19 protein-coding genes are annotated in these 24,128 nt (G+C 38.3%); 9 read left to right on the forward strand and 10 right to left on the reverse strand.

Going from position 1 to position 24,128, the window contains the following annotated elements; genetic code table 11:
- Positions 1 to 196 precede the first annotated feature (196 nt).
- Positions 197 to 1,123, forward strand: coding sequence for a malate dehydrogenase (gene mdh, locus IPK35_00990; GenBank protein MBK8051872.1), 927 nt, complete (start codon positions 197 to 199; stop codon positions 1,121 to 1,123).
- 113 nt (positions 1,124 to 1,236) lie between these two features.
- On the forward strand, positions 1,237 to 1,764 hold the full coding sequence (locus IPK35_00995; GenBank protein MBK8051873.1) for an AhpC/TSA family protein: 528 nt from the start codon (positions 1,237 to 1,239) through the stop codon (positions 1,762 to 1,764).
- Between the two features lie 80 nt (positions 1,765 to 1,844).
- Here IPK35_00995 and IPK35_01000 read toward each other — a convergent pair whose 3' ends face one another.
- From IPK35_01000 to IPK35_01020, 5 genes are all read right to left on the reverse strand, one after another.
- Positions 1,845 to 2,522 (reverse strand): hypothetical protein, encoded by a 678-nt coding sequence (locus tag IPK35_01000; protein MBK8051874.1) that lies wholly within the window; start codon positions 2,520 to 2,522, stop codon positions 1,845 to 1,847.
- Positions 2,523 to 2,777: 255 nt separating this feature from the next.
- Positions 2,778 to 3,650 carry an aldo/keto reductase gene (locus tag IPK35_01005; protein MBK8051875.1) on the reverse strand — a complete coding sequence of 291 codons (873 nt, stop codon included), beginning with the start codon at positions 3,648 to 3,650 and terminating at the stop codon, positions 2,778 to 2,780.
- Positions 3,651 to 3,671: 21 nt separating this feature from the next.
- Positions 3,672 to 4,715, reverse strand: coding sequence for a tetratricopeptide repeat protein (locus IPK35_01010; GenBank protein MBK8051876.1), 1,044 nt, complete (start codon positions 4,713 to 4,715; stop codon positions 3,672 to 3,674).
- 28 nt (positions 4,716 to 4,743) lie between these two features.
- Positions 4,744 to 6,048: a hypothetical protein gene (locus tag IPK35_01015; GenBank protein ID MBK8051877.1), complete on the reverse strand. Its 1,305-nt coding sequence runs from the start codon at positions 6,046 to 6,048 to the stop codon at positions 4,744 to 4,746.
- Positions 6,045 to 7,541 carry a hypothetical protein gene (locus IPK35_01020; GenBank protein MBK8051878.1) on the reverse strand — a complete coding sequence of 499 codons (1,497 nt, stop codon included), beginning with the start codon at positions 7,539 to 7,541 and terminating at the stop codon, positions 6,045 to 6,047. Before IPK35_01020 ends, IPK35_01015 begins: the two co-directional genes overlap by 4 nt.
- A 554-nt stretch (positions 7,542 to 8,095) precedes the next feature.
- On the opposite strand from IPK35_01020, the gene IPK35_01025 reads away from it, so the two are divergent.
- The 6 genes from IPK35_01025 to IPK35_01050 all read left to right on the forward strand — a co-directional run bounded on the left by IPK35_01025 (position 8,096) and on the right by IPK35_01050 (position 15,553).
- Positions 8,096 to 9,448, forward strand: coding sequence for a histidine--tRNA ligase (locus IPK35_01025; protein MBK8051879.1), 1,353 nt, complete (start codon positions 8,096 to 8,098; stop codon positions 9,446 to 9,448).
- Between the two features lie 225 nt (positions 9,449 to 9,673).
- Entirely contained in the window at positions 9,674 to 10,906 is a 1,233-nt protein-coding gene (locus IPK35_01030; GenBank protein ID MBK8051880.1) for an MFS transporter, read from the forward strand.
- Between the two features lie 16 nt (positions 10,907 to 10,922).
- Complete coding sequence (locus tag IPK35_01035) at positions 10,923 to 12,083, forward strand: hypothetical protein (GenBank protein ID MBK8051881.1); 1,161 nt, start codon at positions 10,923 to 10,925, stop codon at positions 12,081 to 12,083.
- A gap of 3 nt (positions 12,084 to 12,086) precedes the next feature.
- Positions 12,087 to 13,784, forward strand: coding sequence for a DUF885 domain-containing protein (locus IPK35_01040; protein ID MBK8051882.1), 1,698 nt, complete (start codon positions 12,087 to 12,089; stop codon positions 13,782 to 13,784).
- A 108-nt stretch (positions 13,785 to 13,892) separates the two neighbouring features.
- On the forward strand, positions 13,893 to 14,930 hold the full coding sequence (locus IPK35_01045) for an LLM class flavin-dependent oxidoreductase (GenBank protein ID MBK8051883.1): 1,038 nt from the start codon (positions 13,893 to 13,895) through the stop codon (positions 14,928 to 14,930).
- The gene (locus IPK35_01050) at positions 14,927 to 15,553 is read left to right on the forward strand and encodes a VOC family protein (GenBank protein ID MBK8051884.1); all 627 of its coding nucleotides are present in this window, start codon (positions 14,927 to 14,929) and stop codon (positions 15,551 to 15,553) included. The genes IPK35_01045 and IPK35_01050 overlap by 4 nt, the downstream gene beginning before the upstream one ends.
- A 6-nt stretch (positions 15,554 to 15,559) precedes the next feature.
- On the opposite strand, the gene IPK35_01055 is transcribed toward IPK35_01050, so the two are convergent.
- The 5 genes from IPK35_01055 to clpB form a co-directional block, all read right to left on the reverse strand.
- Positions 15,560 to 16,762, reverse strand: coding sequence for a hypothetical protein (locus IPK35_01055; protein ID MBK8051885.1), 1,203 nt, complete (start codon positions 16,760 to 16,762; stop codon positions 15,560 to 15,562).
- Positions 16,708 to 18,069 (reverse strand): transglycosylase domain-containing protein, encoded by a 1,362-nt coding sequence (locus IPK35_01060; protein MBK8051886.1) that lies wholly within the window; start codon positions 18,067 to 18,069, stop codon positions 16,708 to 16,710. The genes IPK35_01055 and IPK35_01060 overlap by 55 nt, the downstream gene beginning before the upstream one ends.
- A 103-nt stretch (positions 18,070 to 18,172) precedes the next feature.
- Entirely contained in the window at positions 18,173 to 18,913 is a 741-nt protein-coding gene (locus tag IPK35_01065; protein MBK8051887.1) for a DUF1080 domain-containing protein, read from the reverse strand.
- A 28-nt stretch (positions 18,914 to 18,941) separates the two neighbouring features.
- Positions 18,942 to 20,297 carry a Gfo/Idh/MocA family oxidoreductase gene (locus tag IPK35_01070; protein MBK8051888.1) on the reverse strand — a complete coding sequence of 452 codons (1,356 nt, stop codon included), beginning with the start codon at positions 20,295 to 20,297 and terminating at the stop codon, positions 18,942 to 18,944.
- 392 nt (positions 20,298 to 20,689) lie between these two features.
- Positions 20,690 to 23,419: an ATP-dependent chaperone ClpB gene (gene clpB, locus IPK35_01075; GenBank protein ID MBK8051889.1), complete on the reverse strand. Its 2,730-nt coding sequence runs from the start codon at positions 23,417 to 23,419 to the stop codon at positions 20,690 to 20,692.
- A 215-nt stretch (positions 23,420 to 23,634) separates the two neighbouring features.
- Between clpB and IPK35_01080 the strand changes: the two genes are divergently transcribed.
- On the forward strand, positions 23,635 to 24,114 hold the full coding sequence (locus IPK35_01080; protein MBK8051890.1) for a peroxiredoxin: 480 nt from the start codon (positions 23,635 to 23,637) through the stop codon (positions 24,112 to 24,114).
- The last annotated feature ends 14 nt before the right edge of the window (positions 24,115 to 24,128 follow it).

Raw genomic sequence — 24,128 nt, forward strand, 5'->3', positions numbered from 1 at the left:
AGTTGTATTTGCCTGACCAAAGGCATCTGATATTTGTCCGGGCACTGCATTATTATCTATCGTATTTTGTTTTTTATTAAAATATTTGAGTATTCGGCCTTATATTTGCATTAAAAATTAAAATAAAATTTTGTTTTGTCAGTTAATATATTTGTACATCAAATCGATTATTATCAAATTTTAAATATATAAAATCATGAGTAAAGTTACCGTAATCGGAGCTGGAAATGTTGGAGCAACTGTGGCTAATGTATTGGCACATCGGGACATTGTTAATGAAATCGTCCTTGTAGATATCGTAGGGGATCTCGCAAGAGGAAAAGCACTTGATACCTGGCAGCAAGCACCTATAGACAGTTACAGCACAAAACTTATTGGCACAAGTGATTACAAAGACACCAAAAATTCGGATATCGTTGTGATTACTGCCGGAATTCCCCGTAAACCAGGAATGAGCAGAGACGATTTGATCTCTACCAATGCAAATATCGTGACTTCGGTGGTCAAATCTGTTTTGGAACATTCAAAAAACCCTATCATCATAGTCGTATCCAATCCACTTGATGTAATGACATACGCTGCATTCAAGGCGGCCGGAATCAAGAGTTCTAGAGTCTTTGGTATGGCAGGTATTTTAGATACTGCAAGATACAGAGCATTTCTTGCTACTGAGCTCAATGTGTCTCCCAAAGATATTCAAGCAGTGCTCATGGGTGGTCATGGTGATACTATGGTGCCATTGCCAAGGTATACTACAGTAAGTGGAATTCCGGTCACAGAACTGGTAAAACCCAAAGCTCTGGATGCCATAATAGAAAGAACTAAATCCGGTGGCGGAGAATTAGTGAAACTTATGGGTACATCAGCATGGTATGCACCAGGTGCTGCTGCTGCTCAGATGGTAGAGGCTATTGTCAAAAATGAAAACAGGATATTCCCAGTATGTGCACACCTTACAGGTCAATATGGTTTAAATGATATTTTTGTAGGAGTACCTGCAAAATTGGGTAAGAATGGTATCGAGCGCATCATTGAGTTAAAACTGAATAAAGAAGAGAAGAAGCTTCTCCACGAATCTGCAGCGGCAGTCAAAGAAGTAATGGAAGTCTTTGACAAAATGTAAATAGTCAGAAAAAGCCGGATAATTGATCATTTATCCGGCTTTTTTTTTATTGGTAAAAAAACTGAACATTTCGGCCATCCATTGGTTAATTAGGCACTCAGCTTTTTAGAATTATGGTAAACCGACAGACACTGTCTATCATTAAAACAAATAAAGGAAATACCCTAAGTGACTTATCTGACCAAAGTCCTGTATTAATCGTATTTTTAAGGCATTTCGGATGTGTATTTTGCAAAGAGTCCATGTTTGATATATCAAAGAAAAAACAACAATTTTCCAAGGAAGGTATCAAAGTAGTATTAGTACATATGTCTGATTTTGATACGGCAGAAGGTTATTTCAAAAAATTTAATCTCGCTGACATTGAGCATGTCAGCGATCCTGATTGCAAATATTATGCTGCTTTTGGCCTTATAAAAGGTTCATTCAGTCAACTTTTCGGACTCAAAACCTGGATTAGAGGATTTGAGATTGCTACAACAAAACAAATGCTTCCTGACAGCAAACGTATAGGTGACGGATTGCAGATGCCGGGCATATTTTTATTGAAAAACGCAGTTATAGTCGAAAGTTTCATACATAACTCAGTAGCTGACAAACCCGATTATGATTCATTTATCGAGGTTTGCCATATCAACTGATCCCAGACGGTGTCATAAAACCCCTATTGAACAGTCAGGATAAGAATATTGAATAGATAGAAGTCAAGAATGATGTTTCCTTATTCTTCCGGATTGTCATCATTATTTTTATGTTTTCTGGTGATCTTTTTCAAAAGTCTTATAAAATCCTTTGGTGATTTGATTGTTGCTTCATTCAGCATTTCCTGAAAAGAGTCCAGAAATTCATTGATAACGTTTAACTTATCCTGCAACAATTCGATATTGCCTGTTTCATAATATTTGGATTCGTCAATCAACTCAAAATCATCCAGATACTTGCCACTGAGGTATTTCAGTAGTTCTATCACCTTGATATGTGTTTCTGCACCTGCAAACTGTGTTTTCACATGCACCTGATATACCAATAATTTTGGGTCAAACCCCTCACTCTTTTCGGAGACTACCGGTTCCAAACCATCATCAGTAAGATTGAGTTGCACGGTAATCACTTTAACTTCACCGCTTTCGTTTTTGTTCAAAATGTCTTTTAACCAGGGTACATAGATATTTCCTTCACTGTCGAAGACAAAACAAACCGGTTCACATTCCGGAGGTGTAAAAATGATACCATAATCTTCATTATTGGGCGGACTGGTAAATTTATGATCAGGGTATTCTGTGTCAAATACAGAAGTCTTCCAATTTAAAATCTGACAGATATCCTCTATTTCCTCCACAAATGAAGGTAGCATCTGAGCATTCTTGAGTTTGCCTCTGTAATGAAAAGAAAGTCCCATATTTAAAAGTGTTGGATTGTAATATTATCAACAACGCAATATTACTATTAAATCCTTTAATAATACCAACAAACTATAATATGTTTTTAGTCACCAGAAGATTAGAGTATGTTTAAAATTTTTCTTAGTTGCAAATCAAGAGGTTATTTTGAAACCAGGTTCAGCATGCATTGATTTTAAAGCAACAAAAATTAAAACATACCTTTGACATACCATAACCATCAAAACTGCCACAGAGCATTCTTACAGCTCTTTCTAAGAAAGATCGTGGCCTTGCACAGTGATCAGTATTTCAAACCATTGCTCATTTGTCAGCGTAATGTCTCTAAGATCTACCGCTTCCTTGATTTTATCGAGTTTGGACTGATTGATCACAGGTATGATACCTGCCGGATGATGCATCAAAAATAGCAATGCCATTTCGGTCAATGTCCACTGATATTTATCGGCCAGTTTCATGAGTCTTGCTTCAAGTTTTGCCCCAGCTTTAGTATTAGTATAGATAGAACCACCTCCGATCGGAGACCATGACATCGGTATCATGTCATTGGTGACACATGTATCTACGGTGCCATCAAATACGGGACCAAGATGCGTCAAACTCACTTCCATCTGATTGGACCTGACAGGAAAAAATTTCCGCATGGCGCGAATTTGATCCGGAGAAAAATTGACGAGTCCAAACTCCTTGACTTTGCCGGATTCATACAACTGATGGAAAGCTTCAGCAATTTCGCTATAGTTCATAATCGGGCTGGGTCTGTTGATCATAAGCATATCCAAATACTCTGTGTTGAGGTTTTCCAGAGATTGATCAGCAGACTCCAGAATGTGGCGTTTGGATGTATTGTAGTGGGTAATCTGAAATCCTGGTTTTTCAGCACAGGGTTTTATGATCCCGCATTTGGTGATAATCTGCATCTCTTCTCTGGGTATACCACTCAGTATCATTGCATCACCAAACTCTCTTTCTGTCGTATAATTTCCATAGATGTCAGCGTGATCAAATGTGGTGACTCCCATCTCCATACATGAGTTGATAAGAGAAGCCATCTTATTGGCTGACAATTTTGAGCCCCAACTTCCCCAACGGATTACTCCTACTACTACTTTAGAATAACTGTTCATTTTCAAAAAGGATTTTTTAGATTATAAATGGTTTTTTAGTGTTTCCAGTGCTTTTTTTACTTCTTTATCTTCTTTGTTTAGATTATGGGCTGATTCATAATCCTTGATAGCATCTTTTTTGCGACCTTTTTTTTCATGCACCACACCTCTCATATAATATCCCATATAAAAAGATGGTGCTACCCCTGTCAATATATCAAATTGTTCAAAGGCCTTGTCCAGTGAATCACTTTCCATATACAAAAGTCCTGAGTTCAGGTAAGCATCGCTGTAAGATTTATCTTTAAGAATGATTTGCTGATATATATTTTGGGCTAAAGGTATTTTTCCATGATTTTGCAAATAATATGCTTTTGCGTGCAGCGCTTGCATGGATTGAGGATTGCTCAAAATAGCACTTTCGTAGTATTGTAATGCTTTGGCATCCTTTTTCTCTTCATACATTTCTCCCAATATGATCCAGGCATCAGTCATACCAGAGTCCATTTCGACAGCTGTTTGATAAGCATTGATAGCTCTGTCTTTGTCTCCTATAGCTCTGAAATTCATCCCAAGCATAAAATAACCTTCTGCATTTTGCGGATCTAATCTTAGGATTTCATTTATTGTAATAATGGAGCCATCAAAGTCTTTGAGTATGTGCTTCAATTCAGCCATTTTCAATAATGATGGAATCCTTTCAGGATATATTGATAAAACTTTATTCATGGTGTTCAAAGCACCTCTGCTATTGAAATAATCGAGATATGCATCAGACAGCAGGTGGTAAAAATCAGGATTTAAAGAGTCAAGCGTCATTGCTTTCTGCAGATCATATATAGCATTATCATAGACTGATTTATCGTAATATAATTTTGCCCGCTCAAAGTAAAGGTCAGCTTTATCAGGATTTTTACTTATTTCAGCTGTTATCTTATCTAAGGATGCATCTCCATCAGTGGCAATAGAGACTCTAGTGTCTTGATCTTTACAGGATGGACCAGACACGAGATAAAATAGTATAATCAAACACTTAACACCAGACTTTAGTCCAAATGTAAGTTTTAGGTTTTTTCTTAGAAACATTATAATATCAACATGGTCAATAACAAAATTAAAAATTAAAAGTTGTACCAAAACGTAATCCTGCGCTTTTGCTTTTTAAGGGATTTAGTAACCCCGGGATATTATCACCTTGTAAGTACAATGAAAAAGGACCTGCTGTTACTCTTCCAAATATTCCGACTGACGTAAAGTTGTTTTTTGACAATGAATAAGTAAGTCCGGTTTGAAATACTGAAAATCTAAGTAAGCCTGACAATGACAACTGATGAGAAAACGCACCAAATCGCTCCTGAAATGAGTATAAAGCATTGAATGACAATAAATCATTTAAATCATAACTTCCGCCTACATGAAATCGGCTGTTAAGTTTTGTAGTATATGTTTCTGTCTCTGATTTTACTTCAATGATATCAAGTAAGGTGTCACTTATAGAAATATTTTCTTTTTCACCTAAAAGATTGATTAGGTCTACCCCTTCAAATGTAAATTTTCCTCTGCTGCTATATTTTTTTGGACCACTGTTCCAGGTGATGCTACCTATGTCTGAAGCACCTGCCATCAATAACAATTTATCACTCAGCTTCCATGTAATGCCAATATCCAATCCAAGTCCCCGATTATGAACAAACAAATTGTCAAATGAGAACGATTTGAGATCCAGAGAAACGCTATCAAGTGCCTGATAATTCAAAATACCGGTATTTCTGACGATGTAGTCAGTCTCCAGTTCCCACTGATATATCTCAGGCTTTGTAGTAAATGTAGTAAAATGTCTTTCGGAAGACAGGTTGTTTGTGCCGAAAAGTACTTTAGATTTTACGCCTATGATGAAATTGCCTGCTTTGTACTGTCCACCTAAGTATAGTTCATTATATCCAAAATAATCTACCGATGTCCCGATATCCAGTGTCTGACCAATAAATGGGGCATTTCCTCTTGCAAGCAACTCCGCTAACTTTCCGGGATAGGTTATATTTCCGAATGATTTGAAGGCGTGCCCTGCTGTAAGAGTTGCATCTCCAATACGTACACCCACATCAATAGTATGTACGTCCACTCCTCCAAAAATATTATTTTCTGAATTCAGTTTTTGCCTTAAATTATTGACATCAATAAACCTTTTTCCGGAAGTGTTTTTACTTGTAATGTCTTCAATAGCAGGCCCGTCTGTTCCGGCAAAAGTGTTAATTCCTGCCAGCGAAATATGAATTTTTTTTTCTAAAGGGATAGAAGGATTCAAGTAAGTCGAAGGAAGACTACCTTTAAGAAATAATAGCCCTCCATCCTGAGCTATGCTGCTTCCATTCAAAACGGTTATTAAAATTACAAAAAACAGGAACTTACAGGTCTTCATAATTTCAGCTTTAATTTTACTCCTGCTTTTACTTTTATGTTATATTTATCATAAATCCACAGTGGTCTTTTCGCTTCGCTTCCCGTGGTATTGATAGTGCCGGTGATGACCATCTTTTTAGATTTTTTGATTTTTTCAAATCTGGTTTCATCCATTGTTATAAACTCCGTTTTCTCCTGACCAGGTATTGTTATGCCATTTGCAGCTATTATTGCAGCGGGGATGAATAAACCTGTGCCATTAAATAATTGATCCAGGACTATATTTTTTTCATCAATAAAAGTTGCCTGTACCCGAACATCTGCAGGAAAATCGTTTGCAATGATGGTTTTGAACTCCGCTGATTGTATTTTGTCAAAATCTGTAAGATTGACTTCTACCGTATCTGCTATGACCACCTGATTGACTGATCCCGATAAAGGTACTTCCACCGCAACTTTTACTGTAAAATAGCTATCTCCTGTTACATGACCTTTGATGGTGGTATCCTGCAGTGGGTTTACAATTGCGTTTAAATCATAAATTATCTCAGATGTTTTTTCATTAAATATATCTCTGATATTGGAATTGGATTTATTGAATTCAAAACGAGTGGTCTTAAGTCCACCGGGTTCGCCGAGAAGCGGATAATTGAAGTCTATTCCTGATGTGATAAATGGGCTTTGCAATGATAAGACACTTCCGCTGATAAGTTTTAAATCCAGTTTATTTATTTTTGATTTTACGGGTACACCAAAGCTATTGTCTACGCTGATTGATAATTTTGGATCGGTAAAGTCAAACCCACCGCTTTTCCATTGGTCAAAAAGACCTATCTTTATAACACTTCCTTCAATTGGAAATTTGTGATATCCCAGGTATCCTTCGATATAAGCAAAATTCAGTACATCAAAATTCATAAGAGCTTTGTCAAGGACTAACCTTGTACCATTTGCAGTGACCGCATTGTACCTGAATGTAATCAAATTGTTATTACTGTTGTATGTCCATCCATCTACAGATATCATTTCTGTTTGAAGCCTTAATGGTAATGTTCCCGTACTTTTAATTGTAAATTCTCTTTCAAAGACGACATTATTTTTTGTAAGCTCGGGAACTCTTAAATTGATTTTTATGTCAGATGAAGTATTGGACTCAAAGAAAAAACCAATTTTAGTGTTTTTGAATATCGCTTTTTTTACAAGCTGTCCAGCAGATACAGGAAGCTGTACACTTGATACACTATCTTTGAGCTCATAAGGAAACAGTCCCGGGAAAGGAGGAAATATGGCAGTTACATTTTTACTCAGCACATTTTCGTTGTTGTACACAACAGAGACTTTTCCATCAGGAGCAACTACCAACGCGGTAGTACCTTCTGATGCACTGATAAGTCTGGAAACTGAAATCTCCGAATTGATCAGTGGTATCGCCATCTCATATGGCTGATCGCCCCATCCTGCTTCAAAAGTTTCATTTTTATCCAGACAAGATGTCAAAAAAAGAAATGACAAAATGTAAATAATAAAATCTTTTAAGCAAAAAATATACCTCTGGTTTTGATTCATTTTAAAAACATTTTCGCGAAGAAATTTCTTCCCGATTTAATTTTGGATGCAAGGTACATCAATTTTTCTATTCTGTATGTCGGCAAAACCATCCAAACTTTATGTTTTTTTATCATTACTGGTATGTTTAACATATTGCACTTTCCCAAGAAATAAATTTTAAATATGGATCATAGCTTTCTTCCAAGTGTGTATAACAAATTACACTTTTTAAGTGTTTTTTTTAATAAACGGTAAAAACATGGTTGAATTGGGCAGGTCGTCACTTCAGGGAATGAGGGTAGCGAGGAAGAAAATTTGAATTTGTGCAGTTTGTTATACACACTTCTTCCAAACTCCGATATATAAATAAGAACATATTCATTACCTTTGCCACGATTTTTTTTTGAAATACTTCAATTATTTGTTGGCAAATAATTGTTTAAATTTGTCGCTTGCAGCCAAATGATGTATTCTAAACATATTATAAATTGCTCAAGCAAGCTTAATAATCCATTTTTATGAAACCATCCATACCGAAGGGTACAAGAGACTTTTTACCGGATCAGGTACTTAAGAGAAAATATATTTTTTCAGTCATTGAGTCTGTGTTTCAGTCATTTGGTTACTTGCCTATAGAGACACCTGCGATGGAAAACCTCAGCACACTTACGGGCAAATATGGTGAGGAAGGAGACCGCTTACTTTTTAAAATTTTAAATAACGGTGATTTTTTGGCAGGAGCAGATAAACAAGCTCTGCAAACTCAGGATTCAGCCAAACTCCTGGCTTCCGTCTCCAAAAGAGGATTGCGATATGATCTGACTGTACCTTTTGCGAGATTCGTAGTGATGAATCTCAATGATATTCAGCTACCCTTCAAAAGATACCAAATCCAGCAAGTATGGAGAGGAGACCGTCCTCAAAAAGGAAGATACCAGGAGTTCTACCAGTGTGATGTCGATGTAGTCGGCTCTGATTCATTGATGTATGAAGCTGAACTTGTGCAGATTTATGCCATGGTTTTCAGAAAACTAGGTGTAAAAGTAAAAATCATGATCAATAACAGAAAAATCCTTTTTGGCTTAGCGGAAGCCGCAGGTATCAAAGAAAAGTTTTTAAATATGACTATAGCCATAGATAAACTAGATAAAATAGGCCATGATGGGGTGATCAGCGAGATGGAGCAACGTGGTATTACTACTGCACAGGCACATCATGTTATGGAATTACTCAAAAAAACAAATGTAGATGATTTGAAAAGAGAATTTGAAGGATTTGAACAAGGTACAAAAGGCATTGACGAAATAGAAACTGTAATTAAATATCTTGATGGAGAGATACCTGAACTTTGCTTCGACGTCAGTCTGGCAAGGGGACTGAATTATTATACTGGTTGTATCTTTGAAGTAAAGGCAGATAATATATCTTATCCAAATCTTACCATGGGTAGTATCGGTGGTGGTGGCCGATATGACAACCTTACAGGAGTTTTTGGCTTAAACGGAGTTTCTGGAGTTGGTATTTCTTTTGGTGCCGAGCGTATCTATGATGTCATGGAAGAATTAAATCTTTTCCCTTATGAGGTGCAAAAAGATATAGAAGTACTGTTTGTAGCTTTGGATGCAGAAAGCCACAACTATGCATTTAAGCAGGTGTCGATATTAAGACAAGCTGGCATTGCTTGTGATTTGTATCCGGAACCAGTAAAAATGAAAAAACAAATGTCATATGCCAATGCCAGAAATGTCCCTTATGTAGCCATCATCGGCGAATCGGAAAGAGAAGCAGGTAAAGTTAGTCTTAAAAATATGACAAGCGGTGAACAAAAAGATGTGAATATTTCAGATTTACCTAATTGCTTTAAAAAATAAAGTGATGCAGACTTTAAAATACTCTTTGCATCAGAGACAGAAATAATCAATAGTCTGAGCTATCGTTTATTATCAGTGGGATTGAGATTGCTGGGAGTATTAAAAAGCGCCGGAGAAATAGCACAATATCATTCTAAAAATAGAAATTAAATGTAATAATTTTATATCATTGTCTTTCTTTAAACTCATCAATTGTTTGTCACCTAAAATCCAACATTAATTCTTATGGAACAGATCAACAGAAATCGTCTTTTTATTGCAAGTTGTTTTGCATTGATAACCACCGCTATGGCATTTGGTATTCGTGCCGGTATTATGAATGACCTTGTAAAAGATATGCAGCTCAGCGACACCCAGTTGGGATGGATCAATTTTATGGGCACATTTGGCTTTCCGATTGCGACTTTAGTGGGAGGTTCGATGTATAATCATTTTGGACCCAAGAAAATAGGATATATTCCCTCTATGTCACATCTTGTGGGTATTACATTTTCTATCTTATCAGGTAGTTTTTTACCATTATTTATAAGTACTTTTTTTATCAGTTTTGGCAATGGCATGGTTGAAGCTGCTTATAATCCTATGATAGCAGACATGTATCCTGAAGACAAAGCGAAAATGCTTAATAAGTTTCATGTATGGTTTCCGGGAGGAATTGCCATAAGCACGATCATTACCATGATTATTGCTTCTATGGACTTTGGTTGGCAGATCAAGTTATCTGTGATGTTTATTCCTTTAGCGATATATGGGTATTTATTTTGGGGTCAGAATTTTCCAAAAACTGATAATGAATTGGGGAAAGCAAGTACCATGGACAATCTTAAAGCAAGTCTCACCTCTCCACTGTACTGGCTGATGCTGGCATGTATGACACTGACGGCAACTACAGAATTAGGTACAACAGGTTGGGTAGAAAGAATTTTGGGAAATAGTGGTGCGCAGCCGCTGATCGTTTTGTTTTTAGTTACAGGATTGATGGCATTGGGCAGGTATTATGCTGGTCCAATCATACACAAACTGGATATCACAGGCGTTTTGTTTGCATCAGCTATTATTTCAGCCATTTCTATCGGACTTCTGAGTATGGGTACAGGAAATATAGTATATGTTTATGCCATATTATTTGCCATCGGGGTATGTTACTTCTGGCCGACCATGATTTCATTTGTGGCAGAATATTTGCCAAATACAGGAGCATTAGGGATGTCAGTGATTGGTGGAGTAGGCATGGTGGGAATTTCTATATTCAATCCTATCATAGGTAAGTGGATGGACACTGAAAGAAGCAAAGCATTGGCTTCAGGATTAGCTGGTGATGCTGCAGAGCTGGCAGCAGGCCAGGCTACACTTGACAATATAGCTATTTTCCCGGCTATATTGGTGATAGTGTTTGGAGTTTTGTTTTTTATGAGAAAAAAATTGAGGCCAGCTGGTCAGACAGCATCATCTCATTAACGGGGGCTCAAATTTTATGAAGCATAACAAGACACTTTTATTTGTTCAGGCACTTATTTTTTCTTTGTACCTGTCTTGGTGGTATGGATTCAGTATACCTGTGACTGTTGACGCCGGTCTTTCAGAATACTGGCATGAAGGACTGTTGGGTTTTGTATTTTTTGGTGCCGCGGCCATCAGTATATATTTAAATTATCAGCCTAAGAAGTGGGTCTACATTATTGGACTACTGGCTTTATTGTCTTGTACCGTGATACTGCACTTATTTTCAAGTACTGATGTTTTTGTCAGGTTACCGTTATTGATTTTGATTTCGTCACTTCAAGGTCTTATTGTTTCTGCTTGCATGACAAATTGGTATCAACCTGCGTTTAAAACAAATTTTTTACAAGTGATTTTGTTGGAAACTTCATTGGTAGCCATTCCCGGTTATATTCAGCAGGAATTTTTCAGTGCACAAAATGAAGCAAACTATAATTTTGTTTTTTATCTGCATGTGCTTTTCATTTTTTTATTGATTGTCACTAAATTTTTCAGAAAGGTTCAGAAAGAAGCAAATACTTATAAAGCATATGAAGACCAAATGCAACAAAAAGGGATAAAACTTGCTGTGTATGTGCTGGCAATGCTCTTTGTAACTTTGGAAATATCATTTATATATTGGTCACTTATTTTATGCGATGACAACCAGGGTATCAAAACCGGACTTACATTTCCTTTAACGATGATCCTGGTATTTGTTTGGAGAATGATATTAAATAAATTTATTGACAAAATATCTGATCTGGGATGGATGTTTGTGTTGACATTGGTACTCACTTTTAGTATTGGGTTGTTTTATACGTTCAGTTTTACGCTACCTTTTATCCTTGGCTTTAGTTTCAGTATAGCATCACTTTTATTCATTCACAACAGGATTTTTTCTTTTACTTGGGATAAAAACAGGATAGCAGTTGTTTTGCTGATTTGTGCATTGTCATCACTTATATGTGGATTTTACATACAGAATCATATAGATTTTATCAAATCCATAGAAATGCCGGATGATGTGTTAGTACTTTCTGCGAGACAGGCCATTGTCAAGGAGTTTGCTTCTTTCGCAGGCTTGGCAGTAGTGTTGTCAGGGTATTTATTCTTAAAAAGAAGGGCATTCAGCCACCTGGTCATTCAAAAATAACTTATGAGAAAGATGTATAAAATCTTCTTTGTCCTGTCGTCCTTAGGTATGACTTTATCATGCAGCAATAAGCAGACAATGCATAGTTTTATCTCTGAATACCAAACATTTCAGGATACCATCTACCATTCTCAAATAAAATTATGGCCGTTGGAAACCGATAGTATCAGGGCAGCCAAAAAGACTTTTTATACAGAGATGGTGACCAAGCTGTCATTAATGGATGATAAAGAGCTTAGCGAGGACGATATGATCAACAGAGACCTGATGATGCTCGAAATGGAAAATGAACTGAATGATATCAACTTTGAGAGTTATCTTCTTCCACTAAATTCTGAAGGCGGATTTCTGGCAGGTATCATCTATGACCTCCAGTATGCCCTTACGGCAACTGCAGAGCAAAGACAAAAATATATTGACAAACTAAAAGGTCTTCCTGCCTATCTGGCTACACAAAAAGATATCCTTAAAAAGGGTATTCAAAAGAAGAAAGTATCACCCAAGATTATCACACAGAGATGTATCGATTTTGTCGAACCGTATTATAATATGTCACTTGATGATAATGTATTTATTTACCCATGTCATGAAAATGACAGCCTGAAAACAGTGGTAAGGTCAATCGTCCAAGAAAAAATCATACCGGCATACAAGGATTTTCATCAATTTTTGAAAAATGAATATCTGCCGGCATCCACCGATTCTCCGGGAATATCTAAATTGGAAGGCGGAAAAACATACTATGAAAACAAAACCAAATATTTCACCACTTTAAATATGACACCTGAAGAGGTGTACAACACTGGTCTCAACGAGGTTGACAGGATCAAAAAAGAAATGATGGCTGTAATAGATTCATCAGGATTCAAAGGATCGTTTGATGATTTTATCAGTTTTTTGAGAAGTGATCCGCAATTTTATGCCAGGACCCCAAAAGAATTGCTGTATCGGGCTACATGGTTATCCAAAAAAATCGAAGGAAAATTGCCTCAGTATTTCAATACATTACCAAGAATGCCATTTACGGTCGAAGAAGTTCCTGCATCGATAGCTCCAAATTATACAGGAGGCCGATACTCTGAAGGATCCTATGCTACCGGAAAGCCTGGAGCTTATTGGGTCAACACTTACAAACTTGAAAGCAGGCCACTGTACGTACTTCCGGCATTGACATTGCATGAAGCCGTGCCTGGTCATCATCTTCAGATCATGCTTTCGAGAGAACTTAAAAATGTACCAAAATTCAGGGAAAACCTTTATATCAGCGCATTTGGAGAAGGTTGGGGTTTGTATTCAGAATATCTGGGTATCGAAACAGGCATGTATGAAACGTCTTATGAAGATTTTGGAAGACTTACATACGAAATGTGGCGCGCCTGCAGATTGGTCGTAGATGCAGGACTGCATTACAAAGGCTGGTCAAGAGAGCAGGCTGTATCATTTATGGCCGGTAATACAGCTCTCTCACTGCATGAAGTCAACACTGAAATAGACAGATACATTGGTTGGCCAGCTCAGGCGGTTTCGTACAAAATAGGTGAAATAAAAATCAGGGAATTAAGGAAAAAAGCTGAAAATGAATTGGGCGACAAGTTCGATATCAAAGCATTTCACGACCTGGTACTAAGCAAAGGATCAGTAAAACTAAGTACACTTGAATACATGGTGAATTCATGGATAAGTTCTGTAAAAAAGAGTTGAAAATTCCAATGTATTTCGTCCTTTAATACTATTATTGACATATTTTTGTTTAAAATAATTTCAACTTATCCCCTTCAAATTTGTATTTATATCTCAATTAAGACGTTTATGTTAGAAATAGGTATTGGTATGTTTGGTGATCTGACTTTTGATCAGGAGTCACAAAAATTTCAATCGACATCCCAAAAATTAAATGAGATAGTAGAGCAGGTCAGACTCGCTGACGAGCTAGGAATAGATGTATTTGCCATTGGCGAACACCACAGACAGGATTATTCTGTTTCGTCACCTGAAGTTATTCTTGCAGCATTATCGACCGTTACTAAACGTATCAAACTGGCCAGTGGAGTTACCGTGCTGAGTTCATCGGATCCTGTCAAGGTTTATCAGGATTTTGCAACCGTGGATCTATTGTCTGGTGGAAGAGCTGAAATCATAGCAGGCAGAGGTAGTTTTATAGAGTCCTACCCATTATTTGGTTATGATTTGAAAGACTACGAAAGCCTGTTTGAAGAAAAACTGGATTTACTACTTAAAATCAATACTACGGAAAAACTCACCTGGTCTGGCAAACATCGCGCTTCACTTGTCAACCAAACTGTATATCCAAGGGCACAAAGACCTATACCTGTCTGGATTGCAGTGGGTGGCACACCAGAAAGTGTCTATCGGGCTGCCAGATTGGGTTTGCCCCTGATAGTTGCGATTATAGGTGGTCAACCCAGACAGTTCAGGCCCCTGATTGAATTTTATAAAGAAGAATATTTGAAACACGGTCACAATCCTGATGAGATGCAAGTAGGTGTTCATTCCCATACTTTTGTTACTGATTCTGATGATCAGTTGATCCAAAAATATTTTCCCTACTATGCGGGACAAATGGATCGTGTAGGTAGATCACGCGGATGGGCTCCGTATAGTATTCAGCAGTTTTTAGGAGGATTGACCAAAGATGGTGCATTGTATATGGGCGAGGCTAATCTGGTAGCAGAAAAGATCATCGAGACCATCGAAATGTTTGGCCTTACGAGATATGTGGCTCATATGGATGTAGGTGGACCTCCACAAAAAGACATGATGAAAAATATCGAACTTTTTGGAACCAAAGTGTTACCACAAATCAGAAAGACTTTTGAAAACTCATGACCTTATTACCTGACCATATAGTCTACGCAGTCCCGGATTTCGATCTGGCACTTTCATATCTGGAAATGAAACTGGGAGTAAAACCTGTGATCGGAGGACGACATCTGCTTCATGGTACAAAAAATGCACTCATCAACCTTGGCAATCAGTGTTATCTCGAGATTCTGGCCAAAGATGAAGAAAACACCACTTTCAAAGGCACCAGGTGGATGGGTATAGATCTCATCACTAAGCCCATGATCACCCGATGGGCTGTCAAATCTATGGATATCGATAAAGGTAGTGCTATCCTTAAAAATTTTCAATCTGACCAGGGTAACATATCTTCCGGTGAACGGCTGACAACGGATGGTAGCTTTTTAAAATGGAAGATGACATTGCCTACAGCGGCACCTGAAGTGGATATTGTCCCGTTTCTTCTGGATTGGTCTGCTTCTGCCTTTCATCCATGTGACAGGATGGAACATCAATGCGAAATATATGATATTGCTTTGTATCATCCGCAGCCGGAAGTGTTGGAGGGCTTCTTTTTATCTTTGGCCATCAATAAAAAAGTCCTTTACCATCCTTTACCAAAGATAGAAGTGAGTATCATCGGCAAAAATGGATTAGTAGACCTGTAGTTGTGATCAATTTATCAAAAGACTATCACTTACTATTTTTATGGATCTTATGCTGTCTTCCGGCAACTTTTTAGGTTTTAAAAACTCAAGAAGAAATTCTGTTTTTATTTTTTGGCAATTTGTCAAGGCCTTAAAACCCTCAGGAGGTGTCGGGAACTTTGCAGAAGGATTGAAGATACCTGACTTATCTTTTTCCAGTTTTCTGATAAATTTTTCGAAAACAGGCCTTGCTGTAAAGTATCCCTGTCCCACATCTTCACGTATAAATCTGATCCATTTGTCATCGCCGCCTGTCCAGATGCCCACTACAAGATCAGGTGTCAATCCTACAAACCAACCATCACACTGGTCATCAGTTGTTCCGGTTTTTCCACCGTTTTGCGATTTCAGGTGCATACTGAACATCCCGGACTCATTATTGCGCAGCATATCTACCATGATGGCGTTATACAGTGGTTTTATAGCAGGATTTGTGATCTTTGGTGCTTCATAGATGATTTTACCTTCTTTATTCCTGATTCGTTTGATCATGATGGGTTTGGTAAAGACGCCATTATTAGCAAAAGTGGTGTATGCTGCTGTAAGGTGCAGCAAGGTGATATCCACAGCCCCAAGGCTCACTGAAGGCTCTTGTGGTACTGCAAGTCGTCCGTTAGGTAATTTTTCGTACTTGCTGATCCCTACTTCATGGAGCAAATCCCTTAGTGGCTCGACAGATCCTATTTCTTTGAGGAGTTTTACTGTGATAGAGTTTTTTGAGTATAGCAGTCCATGATACAGATTGTACATCAGTTTGGTATTGATATGGGTTGCATTTTCGGGTTGCCATACTGCCTTGTTTCTGAAATCACCCTCTCCGGGTTGGATGGCGTAAGATATATCCTGGTACTCATCACATGGTTTTATACTTTTATTTGCCATTGCGACCGTATAAAGGAAGGGCTTTAAAGTTGAACCAACAGAGCGCCTGGAAAGTACATGATCGTATTGAAAATATTGATAATCCAGACCGCCGTTCCAGCATTTGACATGCCCGTTATGAGGATCAATAGCCACCAATCCGGTCTGAAGCAATTGTGCATGATATTTCACAGAATCTCTGGGGGACATATGGACATTGCGGCTCCCATGGATATGATCAAAAATTTTCATTTTTACTTTTGTACCAAATTCCTTTTCAAATGCTTGCTGAAGGCTATTGTATGCCATTTTGATTTTCTGAAATTTTTTGCTTTTACCGAGAGATTGCAGGTATTTTTGTCTTTTTTGTCCTTTACACTTTGTTTATTTTCTTCAAGTAAAAAGCTGATCTCCGGCTCACTCAGTGATTCTCCTGTTTCTTTCAATACAGGATACATATATTTTTTGAATAAATGGTCATACCTTACTGAGGCTTTAGCCTTCTGTTTAAGGGACTCTAAGCGCATTCTTTTTTCATCTGTTCCGGCTTTAAATGTCCATGGATCGCGATGTTTCCAGTCGAGATTCCACCATTTTTGTATCCATGCCATGTGTTCCATGGTGGCGTCTTCGGCATATTTCTGCATATCGAGATGGATGGTGGATTCGATAGTCAGGCCATCACTGAAGATATCATAAAAACTTCCGTCAGACTTTACCAGATTGTTTTTTTTGATCAGATCATTGATATATTTCTCCATCGAGTTTTTGAAATATGGTACGATAGTGTCGTAATTTTCATATCGCTTGAATGCTGAAAAGCTGGTATTTATTTTTTTTATGTCTTTTAGTGAAAGTTTATTTTTTTCTTCCAGTTTTGTCAGTACTTCATTCCTCCTTTTTTGTACCAACTCTGGGAATCTCACGGGATTGTACAGGCTTGGATTTTTCAGCATACCTACCAAAGTGGCCGCTTCATCAATAGTTAAATCGCTTTGATTTTTTCCAAAATAGGTCAATGCTGCAGCATCAATACCATGAGCTCCGTTGATAAATTCAAACTTGTTGAGATACATGGTCAGAATATCTTCTTTTGAGTAGATTTTTTCAAGCTTCAATGCGATAATCCACTCTTTAATCTTTGATTTAACCAATAGAAAGGTTCTCAAAGGATAACTTCGGTTTTTCATCGAAGGTCGGGGAAATAGTTGCTTGGCAAGTTGCTGTGTGATGGTAGAGCCACCTCCTGAAGACTTTTCACCCAGTAGGAGCGTCCTGTAACCAACACGAGCCAGTGCCCTAAGGTCAATACCATTATGTTCATAAAAACGGATATCTTCAGCAGCCAGAAGACACTCTCTTACCGAAGGATTGAGCTCTTCATATGTAATGACAGACCTGAATTCAGCTTGGTATAGCCCTATAAATTTGCCCCGTGTATCGAGCAAGGTAGAAGCTAACTTGATGTCCGGATATTTTAAAAGTTCATTTGAAGGTACTTCTTTGATCCAAATATATGCTATCAGACCCAGCAATAAAACTAAAAACACTCCAACCGCCCTAAAAAGATATTTGAGCGTCAGAAGTAAATATTTCTTAAAATTACTGTGAACCATGAAGGGCTTGTATCAGTATTTGAGTATAAAAGCCCCAAAGGTAATAAAATAAAAATTTCTCTGAAATTTGTTAAAAAGCTAAAAACAAAATCCCTAAAGGATACTATTGTAATGTTTTGATCTTCACATTTTTAAACCAAATACCTCCACCGTGATCCTGAAGACATATTTTGCCTGATTTCATAGTGCCATACTGGGGATATTCTTTCCACTTGCTTTCGGCCTTTCTTTTTTCCCAGTCGGGTGTCCATGCTTCAAATTCGAGCACTTTTACACCATTGAGCCAGTGTTCACGATGTGCACCGTTGACGACGATTTTTGTGGTGTTAAACTCACCTACAGGTTTTGTAGGCCTTGTTGTAGTAGTGTACATACCATAATCTGCTCCTGTTTTTTGCCATTCTTCGAGCTTATCAGGAAATCCTACATCGTCCAGCAGCTGATACTCCGGCCCCGAAAGATAGGCAGCGTCATATGCTTCTGAAACATGGTACATAATACCGCTATTGCCTTGAGCTGAGATTTTCCAGTCGACAGTCAATTCAAAATTTGTAAACGAATCAACTGTGATCAGGTCAGCTCTAAGGTCACTTTTATCAGTCTCACTTCCTTTACAGTAGATGATACCATCCTTTACACCCCATGCATCTGCAGGCTTGTCCTGGTACATTTTCCATCCATTGAGTGTGGTACCATCAAACAGTAATTTCCAGCCATCGGCTTTTTCCTGATCTGTCAGCACATTGTCTGTTGAAGCAGGTTCTGAGACAGTTTCAGTTTTTTGGTTTTTACAGGAGGAGATGGTAAAAAGTACCATAAGCACCAGGAAAAAATATCTATTCATTATCGTATTATTTTTGATTTTAAAGGTTTTACTTCACAAGTTTCAGGTTTGTCGGATCCCATTTGATGGCTCTGTCTTCATAGTAACTATCATTGCACAGCAACGCCGGCGCAGCTGCACGATAACCAAAAAGCGCATCTTCTACCACGGACGACTTATTTCTGATAGCCGTAAAGAAATTATTGAAATGGTCATAATGTGCACCTTTATATCCATCCTCTGCGGTAAAGATTGTCTTGGCAGGAGGCACTATTTTTTTTCTTTCTGTGGACTTATCTTTTCCGAGTTTGGTGGCCATCAATGGATCATCTACTGCAGCATAGGATTTATTTCTGAACAAAGTGACTCTGTCCCATTCTACATTCATACTACCTTCACTGCCTACGAGCCTTAAGTAAGTACTGTCAGCAGTGCCGTCGGTAAAGTTGACCCTAAGAGACAGGTTGAATCCCGGGTGTTCTTTCGTATCTCCGTAGTCAAACATACCCATGAGCAAATCAGGCACCTCCCTGCCATCTTTCCAGAATCTCAAACCACCCATAGCCATGATTTTGTCAGGTCCTTTGGAGTTGGTGATGAAATGCAGGCTTGAAAAAAGATGCACAAACAGGTCTCCGGACACTCCTGTTCCATAATCCTTGTAGCACCTCCACCTGAAAAATCTTTTGGCATCAAAGGGGATTTCTTTATTTTTATTTAGAAATGCTTTCCAATCCACTGTGGCAGGAGATGCATCTGCAGGAATTCTGTATTGCCACGCACCTTCCGGAGAATTTCGCGCCCAAAATCCTTCAGCATAGTTGAGCTGACCGATGGCTCCGGCAGCAAGAAGTTCTTTGGCTTTTTCGTTGCCCAATGAACTGACTCCCTGACTTCCTACCTGAAATACGACTTTGTTGCGGTTTTGAGCTTCTACTACTGCACTGCCTTCTGATACGTTTTGTGTCATTGGTTTTTCGCAGTATACTGATTTGCCGGCATTCATAGCGGCTACGGATATGTCTTTGTGCCAGTGATCAGGTGTTGCAATGATTACAGCATCTACGTCTTTTCTCGAGAGTACCTCCCGATAGTCACGAGTCGTAAAGGTTTCTTTGCCATAAATTCTTTTGGCATCTTCCAGTCGGCCATCATACAAATCACATGCTGCCACCACTCGGACTCCCGGTACTGTGATGGCTGTATTGGTATCTGCCAGGCCCATTCCTCCTGCTCCGATCACTGCGATATTGATCTGGTCATTGGTGCTAAATTTTTGTTGTCTCGTCATAGCTTCCTGATCAGCAAACTCATCTGATCTTTTTATCAGCTCAGGAATGATCGCTGTACCTAATGCACTTGCTGAGATGTGTTTCATAAATGAACGTCTCGATTTATTGCCCATAATTTGATTTATTAAATTTTGAGTAAATATATTGATTAAAAAGGGATTTTGACAAATTTTGTAAAATAATAATTTGTATCTGTTTAAAATGTTTGAGTGGTGTTTGTTTTTCTTGTGTGGGTGTATTTCATTTTTTCGCTTCACATTAAAAATCACCATTTTATTATTTAGCGATTCAGGCAAGATGCCTGTCTATACTGCATCGTAGCTGGAAGCTACGACGAACAAACGAAACTTGATAAGAAATCGAGCAAAGGGCGAAAAAATGAAATGCACCCTCTTGTGTTAATATCTGAAACTATGTTTATTAGATAAAGATGAAATCCTGCCTTCGTACCAATAAAAAAGGCCGGAAATAATTCCCGGCCTTTTTTGTTCCACTTTCCAAAATATTATTTCTGGTCTTCATCCTCCTCATCATCGATATCTTTGACAAGATCATTGACATCTTTGGTGGCTTTTTTTAGCTTGTCAAGGTCCTTTTCTTTTTTGATATGAGGAGCGGCTTTGGAGTCAATCGGTGATTCTGAAAATACAAAACCTTTGGCATCTGTGCCTATATATATGGTATCTCCGGCACTGAATTTTCCAGAAAGCACATTTTTGGCCAATTCATTGATGATTTCTTTTTGTATAACCCTGGCCATTGGCCTTGCTCCAAACTGAGGCTCATAACCCAAATCAGCCAAAAGATTCATCGCTGACTCATCAAATTGTATACCTATCTCCTGCTTTGCAAGATTTTTTGTCAGCTTTTTGATCATCAGCAGGGCTATCTGTTTGATCTCTGATTTTGATAGAGGTAAAAACATGATTTTTTCATCTATCCTGTTGAGAAATTCCGGTCTTAGTGTTTCTTTGAGGAGATCAAACACTTCAACTTTGGTAGTTTCGATGATGTCTGCTTTATGTTTATCACCCAGGGCATCAAGATCTTCAAAGTTTTCCAGAATGGTTTCGGATCCCATGTTGGATGTCATGATGATGATCGTATTTTTGAAGTTAGCGACCCGACCTTTGTTGTCTGTCAGCCTTCCGTCATCGAGCACCTGCAGCAGGATGTTGAAAGTATCAGGATGTGCTTTTTCAATTTCGTCCAGCAGGATGATAGAATAAGGTCTTCTCCGTACGGCTTCCGTCAATTGTCCCCCTTCATCATACCCAACATATCCCGGAGGCGCGCCTACCAATCTGGAGACCGCGTGTTTTTCCTGATATTCGCTCATATCTATACGTGTGATAGCGGTTTCGTCGTCAAACAACACTTCTGCAAGTGCCTTGGCAAGTTCTGTCTTTCCTACACCGGTAGGGCCCAGGAAAATGAATGAACCAATAGGTTTTTTTTCGTCCTGAAGGCCTGCACGGCTTCTTCTCACAGCATCTGCAACAGCCACAACGGCTTCATTCTGGCCTATAAGTCGTTTTCCAATTTCTTCTTCCAGAGAAAGAAGTTTTGTTTTTTCACTTTGCATCATTTTAGATACAGGAATACCTGTCCATTTACTGATGACGTCTGCGATGTCATTTGCTGTCACCACTTCGTTAGTAAACCGACTTTCTTCCGGTAGTTTATCCAGTTTTTCATTGGCCACCTGAAGCTGAGCTTCTTTTTCTTTAAGGTCACCGTATCTTATTTTGGCTACTTTTTCAAAATCACTCTCTCTTTCGGCTTTTTGGGCTTCATATTCCAACTGTTCTATTTGTTTTCTGATATTCTGGATGGTATCTACTATCTCTTTTTCATATTGCCATGCTGCTTTCACAGAATCCAGTTTTTCTTTGGTATTGGCAATCTGCTCCGTTATGGCTTTAAGCTTTTTGTCATCTTTTTCTTTTTTGATAAATTCCCTTTCTATCTCCAATTGACGGACTTTTCTGTCCAGTTCATCCACATCTTCGGGAACAGAGTCGAGTTCAAGCCGTAGTTTTGCAGATGCTTCATCTATCAGGTCGATCGCTTTATCAGGTAGTTTTCTTTCTGAAATGTATCTGTGGGACAACTCAGCAGCTGCGATCAGTGCCTCGTCGAGTATACCGATTTTATGATAAACTTCATATTTTTCCTGAATACCTCTGAGGATAGAAATAGTATCTTCTACAGAGGGTTCATCGATATTGACCGTCTGAAATCTTCTTACCAGAGCTTTATCGTTTTCAAAATATTTTTGGTATTCATCCAAAGTAGTGGCACCAATAGTCCTGAGTTCGCCACGAGCCAGGGCTGGTTTGAGTATATTGGCAGCATCCATTGCCCCCTGACCACCTCCTGTGCCTATCAGGGTGTGTATCTCATCTACAAACAGGATGATTTCGCCATCAGAAGATATGACTTCATTGATGACGGCTTTGAGTCTTTCTTCAAATTCTCCTTTATATTTGGCACCTGCCACTAATGCTGCCATATCGAGTGTAAAAATCCTTTTTGTCTTGAGATTTTCAGGCACGTCATGTTTTACTATCCGCCATGCTATACCCTCGACGATTGCCGTTTTGCCTACTCCCGGATCACCCAACAGAATTGGGTTGTTCTTTTTCCTTCTTGAGAGTATGTGCAGGATGCGTCGTATCTCTTCATCCCGACCTATGATAGGGTCAAGTTTGCCTGCTTCTGCTCTTTCATTGAGGTCTACAGCAAACTTCTTGAGTGAATTGTATTGGTTTTCGGCATTTTGATCCGTTACTTTCCTCCCCTTTCGAAGTTCAAGGATGGCAGCTTTCATTTTGTCCGCTGTCACACCCTGATTTTTCAGGATGGTCGCTGCTTTGTCATTGCCCATGATGATTCCAAGGAGCATGAGTTCAATGGAGATATATTCGTCCCCAAAATCCTTTAGCAATTTTTTAGCAGTTGCCAAAGCTTTGTTGGCATCATTGGTCAGATATTGTTTGTCACCGCCCTGCACTTTTGGAAATTTTTCCAACTCCACATTGAGATCTCTTTTTAGCATCGGGATGTTGACACCAACTTTATTGAGTAAAAATTCAGCCAGTTTTTCGTCTGTCTCTATGATACCCTTGATGAGGTGTATAGTATCAACACCTTGCTGGTCAAGGGATCCCGCAAGTTGCTGTGACTTCAATATAGCTTCCTGTGCGTTTACTGTAAAATTTTCGTATGTCATGGCCTGTTATTTATTAAATGATGTACAATTTTTCATTTCAATATACTATACAACTGCAAATATGTTTCCAAATCCAAAATTACTGACATTTTGGCATTTATAATTTAAATTTATAGTCATTCAGTCACCCAATATCTCAAAATTAATGAAATATCGACATATTTTTTAAACCTATTTTATGTGCTGATGTTGGTCACCTGCAAAATATAATAAACATGTCAATCGATAAAAAAGGAAATGTAAAGGTTGGGGATGCAGTACCTGCATTTGCAGCCGTAAATGAAAAAGGAGAAAAGGTCACACCTGACACTCTTAAAGGGCACAAGAATATCATCTTTTTTTATGGGCAGGATGATAGCCCTACCTGTACGAAAGAAGCATGCAATCTGCGTGATAATTTTAAGACATTTGACTCAAAAGGTTATCGAATCTATGGTGTAAGCAAAGACAATGAAAAGAAACACCAGAAATTTATCAATAAATACGACCTTCCTTACTCCCTGATCGCCGATACAGAACTCTCTATGATGGGTGCTTTTGGATATTACGGACCAAAAATATTTATGGGCAAGGAAGTCAATGGAGTGTACAGAACTACTGTAGTCACTGATGCAAAGGGTATCATCACGCACATCATAGAAGATGTGGTTTCAGGAGATCATTCCAATCAATTGAAAACTGCTCTGAGCATCTGAAGATATTCTTAGAT

The sequence above is a fragment of the Saprospiraceae bacterium genome (genome assembly GCA_016713025.1).
GTDB lineage: Bacteria > Bacteroidota > Bacteroidia > Chitinophagales > Saprospiraceae > OLB9.